This is a genomic window from Mycolicibacterium sp. XJ2546 (genome assembly GCF_053483195.1).
The window spans coordinates 525,278-538,252 of the sequence record NZ_JBEFRW010000001.1 but is presented as its reverse complement, the minus strand read 5'-3'; the positions used below and the strand labels follow the sequence as shown (position 1 = coordinate 538,252).

Annotated in this window: 15 protein-coding genes; 5 read left to right on the top strand and 10 right to left on the bottom strand. The window is 67.6% G+C overall.

What is annotated here, in order from left to right:
• Nucleotides 1-10: 10 nt before the first annotated feature.
• The 4 genes from ABQE44_RS02660 to ABQE44_RS02645 all read right to left on the bottom strand — a co-directional run bounded on the left by ABQE44_RS02660 (nt 11) and on the right by ABQE44_RS02645 (nt 3,179).
• A complete protein-coding gene (locus ABQE44_RS02660) occupies nt 11-421 on the bottom strand; it encodes a hypothetical protein (protein ID WP_448393265.1) in 411 nt (136 codons plus the stop codon).
• An 84-nt stretch (nt 422-505) separates the two neighbouring features.
• Nucleotides 506-847, bottom strand: coding sequence for a hypothetical protein (locus ABQE44_RS02655; protein ID WP_448393264.1), 342 nt, complete (start codon nt 845-847; stop codon nt 506-508).
• Between the two features lie 122 nt (nt 848-969).
• Nucleotides 970-2,373, bottom strand: a complete 1,404-nt coding sequence (locus ABQE44_RS02650; RefSeq protein WP_448428119.1) for a hypothetical protein — start codon at nt 2,371-2,373, stop codon at nt 970-972.
• A 14-nt stretch (nt 2,374-2,387) separates the two neighbouring features.
• Nucleotides 2,388-3,179 (bottom strand): (2Z,6E)-farnesyl diphosphate synthase, encoded by a 792-nt coding sequence (locus tag ABQE44_RS02645; RefSeq protein ID WP_448393262.1) that lies wholly within the window; start codon nt 3,177-3,179, stop codon nt 2,388-2,390.
• A 57-nt stretch (nt 3,180-3,236) separates the two neighbouring features.
• On the opposite strand from ABQE44_RS02645, the gene trhA reads away from it, so the two are divergent.
• Nucleotides 3,237-3,986, top strand: coding sequence for a PAQR family membrane homeostasis protein TrhA (trhA, locus tag ABQE44_RS02640; protein WP_448428117.1), 750 nt, complete (start codon nt 3,237-3,239; stop codon nt 3,984-3,986).
• A 59-nt stretch (nt 3,987-4,045) separates the two neighbouring features.
• On the opposite strand, the gene ABQE44_RS02635 is transcribed toward trhA, so the two are convergent.
• From ABQE44_RS02635 to mca, 4 genes are read right to left on the bottom strand one after another with little or no spacing between them, the layout of a single operon-like run.
• On the bottom strand, nt 4,046-4,417 hold the full coding sequence (locus ABQE44_RS02635; protein WP_448393260.1) for a nuclear transport factor 2 family protein: 372 nt from the start codon (nt 4,415-4,417) through the stop codon (nt 4,046-4,048).
• Between the two features lie 10 nt (nt 4,418-4,427).
• Nucleotides 4,428-6,431, bottom strand: a complete 2,004-nt coding sequence (locus ABQE44_RS02630) for a thioredoxin domain-containing protein (protein WP_448393259.1) — start codon at nt 6,429-6,431, stop codon at nt 4,428-4,430.
• Between the two features lie 44 nt (nt 6,432-6,475).
• Nucleotides 6,476-6,739, bottom strand: coding sequence for a hypothetical protein (locus ABQE44_RS02625; RefSeq protein WP_448428115.1), 264 nt, complete (start codon nt 6,737-6,739; stop codon nt 6,476-6,478).
• The gene (gene mca / locus ABQE44_RS02620; protein WP_448393257.1) at nt 6,736-7,605 is read right to left on the bottom strand and encodes a mycothiol conjugate amidase Mca; all 870 of its coding nucleotides are present in this window, start codon (nt 7,603-7,605) and stop codon (nt 6,736-6,738) included. Before mca ends, ABQE44_RS02625 begins: the two co-directional genes overlap by 4 nt.
• 130 nt (nt 7,606-7,735) lie before the next feature.
• Between mca and ABQE44_RS02615 the strand changes: the two genes are divergently transcribed.
• From ABQE44_RS02615 to ABQE44_RS02605, 3 genes are all read left to right on the top strand, one after another.
• Nucleotides 7,736-8,158 (top strand): DUF4307 domain-containing protein, encoded by a 423-nt coding sequence (locus ABQE44_RS02615; RefSeq protein WP_448428113.1) that lies wholly within the window; start codon nt 7,736-7,738, stop codon nt 8,156-8,158.
• A 232-nt stretch (nt 8,159-8,390) separates the two neighbouring features.
• Entirely contained in the window at nt 8,391-8,885 is a 495-nt protein-coding gene (greA, locus tag ABQE44_RS02610; protein WP_448393255.1) for a transcription elongation factor GreA, read from the top strand.
• A 37-nt stretch (nt 8,886-8,922) separates the two neighbouring features.
• Entirely contained in the window at nt 8,923-9,576 is a 654-nt protein-coding gene (locus ABQE44_RS02605) for a GOLPH3/VPS74 family protein (protein WP_448393254.1), read from the top strand.
• Between the two features lie 18 nt (nt 9,577-9,594).
• Here the strand turns inward: ABQE44_RS02605 and ABQE44_RS02600 are convergent, their stop codons facing one another.
• Nucleotides 9,595-10,749: a cystathionine gamma-synthase gene (locus ABQE44_RS02600; protein WP_448428111.1), complete on the bottom strand. Its 1,155-nt coding sequence runs from the start codon at nt 10,747-10,749 to the stop codon at nt 9,595-9,597.
• 56 nt (nt 10,750-10,805) lie between these two features.
• Between ABQE44_RS02600 and ABQE44_RS02595 the strand changes: the two genes are divergently transcribed.
• Nucleotides 10,806-11,963: an acyl-CoA dehydrogenase family protein gene (locus ABQE44_RS02595; RefSeq protein WP_448428109.1), complete on the top strand. Its 1,158-nt coding sequence runs from the start codon at nt 10,806-10,808 to the stop codon at nt 11,961-11,963.
• A 6-nt stretch (nt 11,964-11,969) separates the two neighbouring features.
• Here the strand turns inward: ABQE44_RS02595 and ABQE44_RS02590 are convergent, their stop codons facing one another.
• Nucleotides 11,970-12,971 (bottom strand): DUF2189 domain-containing protein, encoded by a 1,002-nt coding sequence (locus ABQE44_RS02590; protein WP_448393251.1) that lies wholly within the window; start codon nt 12,969-12,971, stop codon nt 11,970-11,972.
• Nucleotides 12,972-12,975 lie beyond the last annotated feature (4 nt).

Below are 12,975 nucleotides of genomic sequence, written 5' to 3'. Positions count from 1 at the left end.
GAGCGGCCACTTATGGTTTGATCCGCCGCCAGCCCTGGTACTGCAGTTCGGCGAACACCAGCGTGTAGGCCCCGGTGGCCAGGGTCAACACCACACCGATCGTGGTCAACGGGAACACGTCGACCAAGACGAGCACCACCGCCGCGACCGCGTACACGACGTTGGCGACGATCACCGCCATCCCGGCGCGCCGCACCGACGGCAGCGCCGCCAGCCCGAGCACCACCACCCCGTATGCGATGAAGAACGCGGCCATCGCGTACTCGAAGGTGGTTGTGGTACCGGAGATCTCGGCCAGCCAGCCGGCCAACGGGATGGCCGCGACGCCGGCCAGGCCGGTCAGGATCCCGTCGGCGCGCATGGCCAGGCGCAGTAGCGAGTCGGTGGACTCGTGGAGTTTCGGGGTGGTGATGGCAGCCATGGATCTGTTCCTTTCACTTGGGTGGGTGGTTTGACCGTTCCGGAGCCGACGCCGCAACCTCGAACGACGGCGGCTCCGGACCAGTCATGCGGGAGGTACGCCGAGGCGGCGCACCCCGAGGTACTGGGCGTAGGCGAAAGTGACGGTGACGACGGTGAACGCGATGTTGGCGGCCAGCACGGCGACCCCGACGCGCCGGACGTCGGGCAGCCCGGCGAGTACGAACAGCAGCAGGCCGTAGCCGACCAGCGCGGCGCCGCCGATCCACTCGGCGGTGGCGGACAGCCCGGTCAACCGCGACAGCGGTTCGGCGGCCATCACCACCAGCAGGCCGAGCGCACTGCACAGCGTGGCGTCAGCGCGCAGCGCGAAACGTAACAGCGCATCCCCGGCGGTATCGGCGGGGCGGGTGACGAGTGCGGTCATGGCACCGACGATGCTCAGATGCCGCTGCCAGATCGACACCTGATGCTGCCAATTACTGCCAGCCGCAGGTCACGGCAGCATTGAACTCCCGCGAGCGCTCATCCTGGTACGGATCCAGACGCTCAAGTTGTACGAGGGTGAGCGCTCGCGCTCCGGGTTTGAAACTCAGACGTCAGTCCCCCAGCGGCCACCAGGCTGCCGCGCAGATCAGCGGCGATCAGCCGCGCGGCGGCGTTCTGCCAGTTGTGCAGTGAGCGCTGCGGCACCTCGGTGACGAACCACTGCCAGGCCCGGCGCGCGACCGGGTTCAGCCCGGATGCGGTGGCGTTCTGCGCGTAGGCGCGCACACCCACGACGTACGGGAAGTACAGCGAGTTGTAGTGGCGCCACTCTTCGGTGGTGCCGAAGTCGCCGCCGTCCCGCGGTTTGAGCCGGGCGATGCGCTCAGCCAGCACCGCCTTGAGTTCGTTGGCCCGCTCCAGCGGCTGATCGGGTGCGCCGCGGGCGGCGAGGCGTTCGTCGATGACCGGAAGCGCGGTCAGCGGGCTGGCCACCAGCTTGGACAGATCACCGTAGTGGCCGAGCGCGCGACGGGTGAGCCGGACGAAGGTTTCGTCGTCGACGTCGTCGAGCGGATTGGTGGACCGGCGCGGCAGTGCGGCCTCGGCCTCGCGCAGCGCGGCGCGGTCGGCGCGCAGCGCGGGTCTGCGGGAGAACGCCACCCGGTCCAGCAGGCCCGCCAGCGGGTCCGCCAGCACGTTGATCGCGATCGCGATGCCCGTGCTGGTGAACAGCAGCACGGTCAGCGCGGTGTCGTGGCCGGTGACCGCCAACCCGATCAACGCCTGCCCGCCGAACAGCACCGCCACCACCGTCGTCGCCGCGAACGAGCGCAACATATCGGCCCGCAGTGCCTGACCCTCGTCGAACGCGTCACTGATCGCGACCGCGACGCCGAGCACTGCCACGTCAAACCCGGTGCCCGCCAACGCCAGCCAGCTCGGCACCAGGCCCAGTGGGATGATCAGGATTGCGTTGCCCAGCGCGAAGAACAGCGTCGCGACGACGACGAAGCCCACCACGGGGCCCGGCTGTAACCGCCGCAGCACCGCGTTGACCATCGCGCCCAGCGAGGACACCGAGATGGCACCGAACATCACCCAGTGCCCGGTGCGCAATGGGCCGTCGACGCTGCCGGCCATCGCCGCGCCGACGAACGCCACCGCGGCCACCCCGGCCACGAGCGCGATCTCACCTGCGCGGCTGCGCCAGGTGTCGCGGGGGCGCGACAGTTCGAGCAGCACCGCGAACCAGGCGATGCCCGGCACCGCGACGAGATAGATCTCGACGCGGCTCAGCGCGTCCGAACCGCTGACCACCCGCACCGCGTCCAGCGCCACCACCAACCCGAAACTGGTCAGGCCGATCGCGGACAGCACCAGGACGGGTTTACGTGGATCACGCGCGAGCAGATACAGCCCCAACCACCAGCTGAGCGCGAAGACCACCGCCGACAGCGCAGCCATGGTTCAAGTTTCCATCACATGCCGTAGCGGCGGTGGCGCACGGAGTAATCACGCAGCGCTCGAAGGAAGTCCACCCGCCGAAACGCCGGCCAATACGCCTCGGTGAACCACATTTCCGAGTAGGCGCTCTGCCACAACAGGAACCCCGACAACCGCTGCTCCCCCGATGTGCGGATAACGAGATCCGGGTCGGGTTGCCCGGAGGTGTACAGGTTCTCCGAGATCGCGTCGATGGTGACGGACTCGATCAACTGCTCGCCGGTGGCGCCGTTCACCAGCGCCTTGCCGAGCAGTTGACGCACGGCGTCGACGATCTCTTGGCGCCCGCCGTACCCGACGGCGAGGTTGACATGGAAATTGCTGCCGTTGCCGTTCGTCGACTCTACGGCTTCCCGCAGCCGCCGGGCCGGCTCCTCGCCGATCAGCTCGAGGTCTCCCACGGTGCGCACCGTCCACCGGTCGTCGGCCGCGCAGATCTCTTCGACCACGTCGGTGATGATCTCGATCAGCGACGAGAGCTCATCGGGATCGCGCTGCAGGTTCTCCGTGGACAGCAGGTACACGGTGGTCATCTCGATCCCGGCTTCCTGGCACCAGCGCAGCATTTCGGCGATCTTGCGGGCACCCATCCGGTAGCCGTAGCTGACGTCATCGTGACCAGCATCACGTGCCCATCTGCGGTTGCCGTCGCACAGCACCGCGATATGCCGGGGCAGTTGGGATTTGGATCGCGCGAGCTCGTGGCGCAGCCGCAACTCATAGAGCCGGTATGCCGGTTCTTTGAGCCGCGGAGGAATGAGGTCCACGAAGATCCAGACTACTGTGATGCTCGGAAACACCCACGCCGATAGCGGAGGTGACGTATGACGGCCCCCCTGCATCGCTCAGACGACGACACCGCCGCCGCGCTATCCAAGCAGCAGTCGCCGGCAGAAGACCTGCCTGAGGCCTTCGTCGACGGTGTCGCCAATTTCATCGGCAGGCCGCGTGCCCGGGGTTGGATTCATGTCTACGCAGCCGTGGTGGCCGCGATATGCGGTGCGACGCTGGTGGCGGTGTCGTGGTCGATGCAGTCCACCAGGGCCGGCATCGCGACGCTGATCTACACGCTGACAATCGTGGCGATGTTCGCTGTCAGCGGCGCCTATCACCGGGTGAACTGGAAATCCGCGACCGCGCGCAAGTGGATGAAACGCCTGGATCACTCGATGATCTTCATCTTCATCGCCGGCAGCTACACACCGTTCGCACTGCTCGCGCTGCCGTCGACCGACGGCATGGTCTTGTTCTGGATCGTGTGGGGCGGCGCGATCGCCGGGGTGCTGCTCAAGATGTTCTGGCCGTCGGCGCCGCGGTGGCTCGGGGTGCCGCTCTACATCCTGCTGGGTTGGGTGGCGGCATGGTTCATCGGTCCGATCATGCACGGGGCCGGCGTGGCCGCGGTGGTGCTGCTGATCGTAGGCGGCGCGTTGTACAGCGTCGGCGGGGTGCTCTACGCGCTGCGGTGGCCCGACCCGTGGCCGACCACGTTCGGGCATCACGAGTTCTTCCACGCCTGCACGGCCGTGGCCGCGATCTGCCACTACATCGCGATGTGGTTCGCCGTCTTCTGAGCGATTTGTGTGCGTTTCGTTGCGGTGAGCGCGCGAAACCGCACACAAATCGCTCGAGGCTAGAGCTGGGTGACGTTTTCGGGGGTCCAGTAGGCCTTCATCGACGCGATCTGGCCCGCCTCGCTGAACGTCATGACGCTGATGATCTCGATGCGCATCCGGTTCTCGCCGAGGTCGATGGTCAACGACCAGTAGAACGCCACCTCGTTGCCGAGCGCGCGCAGCGTGACGACGTCGCACTCGGCGTTCATGTTGTTCAGGCTCTCGTAGAAACCCCGGATCGCCGTGCGGCCGATGTGCACCTCCCCGCCCACCGGATCCTCGACGGTCGCGTCATCGGCGTAGAGCTCGACGATGTCGTCGGCCTTGCCCTGGGCGGCCAGCTCCAGATAGCGGTGAACGGTCTTGGCGTTGCCTTCGGGGGTCGACATGCGCCGAAGGCTACACGGCGACATTCAGCGCGGCAGCCAGTTCCTCCGCGGTGGTGACGGGAAGGTCGCACACCCGCCCGCGGCACACGTAGGCCGCGTCGGCGCCGTCGACGCGGTCACGTCCGGTCAGCAACTCCGTGGAGTTCACCGGCCCACCCACCACGACGGCCCCGCCCGGCGCCAACCTGCGCGCCGCGGCCAGCAGCTCGGAGCGGCCGGGGTCACAGGCCACCGCGATCTGCAGCGGTCCGCGCACGGCGGCTTCCGCGACGGCCAGCCAATGCCCGCCCGAGCGCGGCGCGCGCGCCAGGATCGGTGTGCCCGACGCCAGCGTCGCCTCCGCTGCCGCCGCGTAGGTTTCGACACGGTCCGCGCCGACGAGATGTGTTGCCAGTAGCAGAGCTTCGGCCATCAGCGAGGCGCCCGACGGGGTCGCGCCGTCGAGCGGATCGGCGGGTCGAACCATCAACGCCTCAGCATCGTCGGCGCTGTCGAACCACCGGCCGGCACGTTCGGGGTCGGCGAAATGTTGCAGCGCGACGTCGATCAGCGTGGTGGCCGTCTGTAGCGAGGACGCCTCGCCGGTCATCTGGTACAGCGTCAACAGTGCGGTGGCCAACGCGGCGTAGTCCTCCAGAACCGCTGCGGGCTCACCGACCCGGCCGCCGAGGCTGGCCCGCCGCAATCTGTCGTCGACAAGGTGCAGGTCGACGACGGCCCGGGCGCATCGCGTTGCGGCGTGGAGCAATTCGGGACGGTCAAGCGCGACGGCCGCCTCGGCCAATGCTGTGATCGCCAGCCCGTTCCACGCGGTGACAACCTTGTTGTCGCGTTCGGGTTGCGGCCGGGTGAGCCGAGCGGCCAGCAGCGCGGTGCGCACCCGGGTGAAGCGGTCGACGTCGTCGGGATCACGCAGCAGCTGCAGCACCGAACTGCCTGCCTCGAACGTGCCCGGCTCGGTCACCTCGAAAGTCTCCGCAGCCCAACGGCCGTCGTCGTCGCCGAGCATCTCGCGCAGCTGGTCGGGCGTCCAGACATAGGTCAGGCCCTCCACACCGTCGGCGTCGGCGTCCAACGACGAAACGAACATGCCGTCGACGCCGAGCTCGTCGACGATGAACCGGGCGGTTTCGTGGGCCACCCTGCGCGCCAACGGGTTCGACGTGCGACGCGCCCAGTGCGCGTAAACCCGCAGCAGCTGCGCATTGTCGTAGAGCATCTTCTCGAAGTGCGGCACCACCCAGGACGCGTCGACGCTGTAGCGCGCGAACCCGCCCGCCAGTTGGTCGTAGATGCCACCGCGCGCCATCGCCGCGCAGGTGCGCTCCACGGCCTCCATCGGCAGGATGTCACCGGTGCGCTCGTGGTTGCGCAGCAACGCCAACAGCAGCGCAGACGGCGGAAACTTCGGCGCGGCAGCCTGATTGGAGACGAAGCCGCCGCGCTCGGTGTCCTCGTCGCGCAGCGCGGCGGCCACCGCGTGGTCGCACAGTGCCGGCTGCACCGGCGGCCCGCCGTCGGGCAAACCCGCCGTCATCGATCGCAGTTCGTCGGTGATCCGGTCGGAGGCCTGCTCGACTTCGCCGCGCCGGCTGCGCCAGGTCTCCGAAACCGCGTGCAGCAGTTGCAGGAAGCTGGGTTTGGGATAGTAGGTGCCGCAGAAGAACGGCCGCCCGTCGGGGGTGAGGAAGCACGTCATCGGCCAGCCGCCCTGCCCGGTCAGCGCGACGGTGGCGTTCATGTAGATGGCGTCCAGGTCGGGTCGTTCCTCGCGGTCGACCTTGATGCACACGAAACCGTCGTTCATCGCGGCAGCCACCTGCTCGTCCTCGAACGACTCGTGGGCCATCACGTGGCACCAGTGGCAGGCGGCATAACCGATCGACAACAGGATCGGCACATCTCGCGCGGCGGCCTCGGCCAACGCCTCAGGCGTCCACTGCCGCCAACGCACCGGGTTGTCGGCGTGCTGACGTAGATATGGACTGGTGGCCGAAGCGAGTTGGTTCGTCACCCTTTCGACGGTAACCCCGGGGCGCGATCACGCAGCGCGGCGAACTATCGCTCGTCGCCGGTGGGCGGAGGTTCCGCGGCGCCGCTCTCGGCGGTCGGGTCGGGTTCCTCGGTGTCGAACGACTTGGGCAGCTTGCGCAGATGCCGGTTCATCGACCAGACCAGAAGGAACGTTCCCACCAGCAACAACGCGATGACCAGCAATCCGAATGGGCTGGCCTTGCCGAATTCGGGACCGGGCTGGTTGGGCTCCTGCTGGGCCAGCACGGCGGTGATCAGCTCCATGCCGAACGTGACGGCGTCGTTCATCGGTCCTCGATTCCGGCGAACAGATCGGTTTCGGGAAGCGCAACCGGCACCCGCGAGCGGGCCAGCTCGAACTCCTCAGTGGGCCACAGCCGCTGCTGCCAGTCGATCGGCGCGCGGAAGAAGTCTCCGTTGGGGTCGATCTGCGTGGCGTGGGCGCGCAACGCGTCGTCGCGCTGGGCGAAGTACTTGGCGCATTCGACCCGGGTGGTGACCCGCTTGGCGAAGATGTCGCGGTCGGGGTCCCAATGTTTGAGCCACTTCTCGAACGGGCCGACCTCGCCATGCTTGGCGAACTCGTCCTGCAGCAGCTGCATGCGTTGCCTCAGGAAGCCGTGGGTGTAATACAGCTTCTTGACCTCCCAGGGTTCGCCGGCGTCGGGGTAGAGCCGGTAGTCGGTGGCGGCTTCGTAGGCGGCCACCGACACCTGGTGGCAGCGGATGTGGTCGGGGTGCGGGTAGCCGCCGTTCTCGTCATAGGTGGTCATCACATGGGGACGGAACTCACGCACGACGCGCACCAACGCCTCGGTCGGCTGCTCGAGCGGTATCGCGCCCAGGCACTCGTCGGGCAGGGGCGGCGGCGGGTCGCCCTCGGGCAACCCGGAGTCGACGAAGCCGAGCCAGTGATGTTCGACGCCGAGGATCTCCGCGGCCTTGGCCATCTCGTCGCGGCGGATCTCGGCCATCCGGCCGTGCACCTCGGGTAGGTCCATGGCCGGGTTGAGGATGTCGCCGCGCTCACCGCCGGTGAGGGTCACCACGAGCACCCGCACGCCCTCGTCGACGTAGCGGGCCATCGTCGCGGCGCCCTTGCTGGACTCATCGTCCGGATGGGCGTGCACGGCCATCAACCGCAGTTCGCTCAACCTGATCTGCCTTTACCTAACGTTTGTCCGGCCGACCTGCGTCGGCCCTTGTCAAGACATTTCAACCATTCGACACGCCCTATAGTTCCAGTTCTGTAGATCCATCCGACCGACGGGCATGTAAATCCAGATGATCGAACGTCCCGCCGCGCGCTACGGGCGCCAGCGGCTCTCACGCCGCCAACGTCGGTGGATCGCCGTGGGCCTGACGGTGGCGACGCTGATCGCCGGGTTCGTACTCGCCGTGATCGCCTACCAGCGGTTCGCCAGCGAAGACGTCAAGGGCGAGATGGGCGGCTTCGAGGTGACCGACGACTCCAGCGTCTCGGTCACCTTCTCCGTCACGCGCAAGGATCCCTCGCAGCCCGCGGTGTGCATCGTGCGGGCCCGCTCCTACGATGGCAGCGAGACTGGGCGCCGAGAAGTGCTAATAGCACCTTCGACACAGCCCACCGCGCAGGTGACCACAACCGTCAAGACCAGCCAACCACCCGTCGTCGGCGACGTGTACGGTTGCGGCACCGACGTGCCGTCCTACCTGGTCACGCCCTAGCCCGACCAGGTGTCCGCAAGCTGAACAGCGAACTACGAAAGCGCAAAGGCAGCCGGGTTCGCGGTGCTATGATGGTCGGATACACGGTTCCTGCTGGGACCGTGTATTGCTGCTTTTAGCGCGCGCATAACGACGGCGAACGCGGCAATACATACAACCAATCCCCGGCGCCGTGACACGAACGACTTACCGAGAAACAGCGCGAGAGCAACAACGACAGGAGCGCGACGACATGACCGACACGCAGGTCACCTGGCTGACCCAGGAGGCATACGACCGGTTGAAGGCGGAACTCGATCAGTTGATCGCCAATCGGCCCGTCATCGCCGCCGAAATCAACGACCGCCGCGAGGAAGGCGACCTGCGCGAGAACGGCGGCTACCACGCCGCCCGCGAGGAGCAGGGCCAGCAGGAAGCCCGGATCCGGCAACTGCAGGAGCTGCTGAACACCGCCAAGGTCGGCGAGGCGCCCACCCAGTCCGGTGTCGCCCTGCCCGGTTCGGTGGTCACGGTCTACTACGACGACGACAAGAGCGACACCGAGACGTTTTTGATTGCCACCCGCCAGGAAGGCGTCAGCGACGGCAAGCTCGAGGTGTATTCGCCCAAGTCGCCGTTGGGTGAGGCGCTCATCGACGCGAAGGTCGGCGAGAGCCGCACCTACACGGTGCCGAACGGGAACACGGTCAAGGTCACCCTGGTCAGCGCCGAGCCGTACCAGTCCTGACGCGCGCTAACCGCGGCGCCGCGGTTAGAGTCCGCACATGGCGCAGATCGCCGAGGACCTGTTTCTGCTGCTGCTCGACAACGCATCCGCCCAGCCCAACCTCGAACGCCACCGCCGCGCGCGGGTGCTGTCGGCGGCGGTGCTGCTGGACTTGGCCTACGCCTGCCGGATCCGTCCGGCGGTGGCCGGCGACCCGGTTGAACCGGGCCGGTTGATGGCCCTGGCGACGACGCCCGGTCCGCCGGATCACGTCGCCGAGCCGGCGTTTGAGCTGCTGCGACGACGGCCGCTGCGCCCCGCGACAGCGCTGAAGCGCTTGTCGCCACACATCGAGGACGACGTCAGCGGATACCTCGAGTACACCGGGCAGATCCGGCGGATCCGCTTGAGGCACAAGGAGTCCGCGTGGCCGCTGATGAACCGTGAGCGGGTGGGTAACGCCAGATCAGCGCTGCTCGCGGCGTTGTTCGATCGCAAACCGCCGGCGCCGGCGACCGCGGCGATCATTTCGCTGTTGCACGCCGTCGACGGGCTCGGCGCGCTGTTGAGCCTCAACGACCGCGGCTGGCGCTGGGTGCACGCCCGGGCAGCCGAAATCGCCAGCGGCAGTTGGGTTGACGAGTACCCCACGGCGCTGCCGGAGGTGAACTTGGCGGTCACTACGTCAGCGGTCCGGCGCGCGCTGGAGTGAGTCTGTTCCGGGCGCGAGCTAACTTAGCGCCTGCTCCAGATCGGCGAGGAGGTCGGCGGCGTCCTCGATACCCACCGACAGCCGCACCAGATCGTCGGGCACCTCCAATTGCGAGCCCGCGGCCGACGCGTGTGTCATCGCACCCGGGTGCTCGATCAGCGACTCGACGCCACCGAGCGATTCGGCGAGGATGAAAATCTCAGTGCGCGAACACAACTCGCGCGCCGCCTGCGCTCCCCCACGCAGCCGCACCGAGAGCATGCCGCCGAAGCCGCTCATCTGCTTGGCGGCGATGTCGTGGCCGGGGTGGCTGGGCAAGCCGGGGTAGAGCACGGTCTCGATCGCGGGATGGCCGGTGAGGAACTCGGCGATGACGGCGGCGTTTTCGCTGTGCCGCTGCATGCGCACGACGAGGGTTTTGAGCCCGCGCAGCGTCAGGTATGCGTCGAACGGGCCCGGCACCGCCCCGGCACCGTTCTGCAGGAATGCGAACGCGGTGTCGAGTTCCTCGTCGTTGGTGAGCAGCGCGCCGCCCACGACGTCGGAGTGCCCGCCGATATACTTGGTGGTGGAGTGCAGCACGACGTCGGCGCCCAACGTCAACGGTTGCTGCAGCGCCGGTGAAGCAAAGGTATTGTCCACCAGCAGTTTGGCATTCGCGGTGGCGGTCAACTCCGCGATAGCACCGATGTCGGCGATGGTCAGCAGCGGGTTGGTCGGCGTCTCGACCACAACCATCCGGGTTTTGTCGGTGATCGCCGCCTTGACCGCGTCGAGATCGGCCAGCGAGGCCGCGGTATGGCTGATCCCCCAGTGGGTGAATACCTTGTCGATCAGCCGGAAGGTGCCGCCGTAGGCGTCGTCGGGGATGACGACATGGTCGCCAGGGCGCAGCACCGCGCGCAGCGCACAGTCGGTGGCGGCCATTCCGGAGCCGAACGCCCGGCCGTACGCGGCTTCCTCGACCGCCGCCAGCGCCGCCTCCAGCGCCGAGCGCGTCGGGTTGCCGGTCCGCGCGTACTCGAAGCCGCCGCGCAATCCCCCGACGCCGTCCTGGGCGAACGTCGAACTGGCGTAGATCGGGGGGTTGACGGCTCCGGTCGCCGGATCGGGGCGAAAACCCGCGTGGATGGCCTTGGTCGACAGGCCCGCAAACTTGTGCTGTTCAGTCATTACGTCTCACCCTAGCGAGAACGCGGACGCCGGTCAGAGCGGTGTAGACAAGAACGATGAGCGCTGACCTCCTCGACCTCGACTCGCTGCTGACCCCCGAAGACATCGAGCTGCGCCAGACCGTGCGCAAGTTCGGCGACCAACGGGTGCGCCCCCACATCGCCGAGTGGTTCGAAACCGGTCAGGTACCGGTCCGCGAACTGGCCGTCGACCTGGGCAAGCTCGGCCTGCTGGGCATGCACCTGACGGGCTACGGCTGCGGCGGCTCGTCGGCGACCGCCTACGGGCTGGTGTGTCAGGAACTTGAGGCCGTCGACAGCGGGCTGCGCAGCCTGGTGTCGGTGCAGGGGTCGCTGGCGATGTTCGCGATCCACCGGTGGGGCAGCGAGGACCAGCGCACGCAGTGGCTGCCCGCGATGGCCAGCGGCGAGGCCATCGGCTGCTTCGGGTTGACCGAACCCGACTTCGGGTCCAACCCGGCCGGCATGCGCACCACCGCCAAGCGGGACGGTTCGGATTGGATCCTCAACGGCTCGAAGATGTGGATCACCAACGGCTCGGTAGCCGACGTGGCGATCGTGTGGGCCCGCGCCGAGGAGGGGATCGTCGGCTTCGTCGTGCCTGCGGCAACGCCGGGTTTCGCGGCCGGCGACATGACCCGCAAGATGTCGCTGCGGGCGTCGGTGACCTCCGAACTGCATCTGGACGACGTGCGACTGCCGGCCGACGCCAAATTGCCTGAGGACCACGGGTTGTCGGGCCCGCTGAGCTGTCTGTCGGAAGCCCGGTTCGGCATCGTGTTCGGCAGCGTCGGGGCCGCGCGGGACTGCCTGCAGACCACATTGGACTACGTCGGCGCCCGCACCGTATTCGACAAACCGCTGTCGGCCTACCAGCTGACGCAGGCCAAGATCGCCGATATGGCCGTCGAACTGAACAAGGCGCAGCTGCTGGCGCTGCATCTGGGCCGGCTCAAGGACGAGGGCCGGATCCGTCCCGAGCAGATCAGCATCGGCAAGCTCAACAACGTCCGCGAAGCGCTGCGGATCGCCCGGGAGTGCCGAACGTTGCTGGGCGCCAACGGAATCACGCTGGAATATCCGGTGCTGCGGCACGCCAACAACCTCGAGTCGGTGCTGACCTACGAAGGCACCTCCGAGGTGCACCAGTTGGTCATCGGAGAGGCGCTGACCGGCGTCAGCGCCTTCCGATGAGCCTCGTTACTGCGACGGCAGCTGCTGCGGGTTGTGCTCGGCGACCTGACCGCCGCTGAGCTTGCGGAAGGCGTAGACCTCGATCAGGATCACCAGCGGAATCGCGACGAGAAGCCCGACGCCGCACAGCAATGCGCCGACGATCGCGATGACCAACATCACCAGCCAGGTCAGCAGCGCCGCACCGAAGTTCTCCTTGACGACGTTGAAGCTGGTTTTGATCGCGTCGATCGGCGCGAGGTTGCGGTCCAGCAGAGCGACGATCGTGAACATCGTGAAGATGGCCACGATCAGACCCGGGATGACGCACAGGAACAGCCCGATCGAGGTCAGGATTCCAACGATCAGACCCGCGATCACGACATTGCCGATGTTTCGCGGTCGAAAGAACGATCCGATCGAAACCGGTTGCCCGTTGGCGATGTCGAGCACACCCCCGACGTAGGCCGATTGGACAGTCGCGCCGACGATCAACAGCACGATCCAGCCGATGATCGACACGATGACCGCGCCGGGACTGTTCAGGCTGTAGGAGAACGCGAAGCCGCCGTCGTCGGTGGCGTAACTGGTGGTGTCACCGTCGTTGAACGCTCCCCCGAGCGCGTTGATGATCCACTGCAGCACGACGATGACCAGACCCCACACCAGCGTCGCGACGAGGAACGGGACCGCGTTGTTGGTGAATCGGTTCCACGCCCACGAGAACGCGTCGCCGATGCTGTAGGCCGGCGCACCGCCGAAACCCGGTCCGCCAGGGGGCGGATAGCCGGGAGGCGGGTAGCCGCCCTGCTGCGGCGGTGGTGGATAGCCGGGCGCGCCGCCGTGCGGCGGCGGGTAACCACCCGGGGGCGGTGGCGGCGGGTAACCCCCCGGGGGCGGTGGCGGCGGATAGCCACCTGGCGGTGGCGGCGGGGGGTAGCCGCCCCCGCCGCCAGGTGGCGGTGGGTAATCTCCGCCGCCTGGTGGCGGGGGTGGAGGGTAGTTGCCGGGAGGTGGTTGATCGCTCATAGCT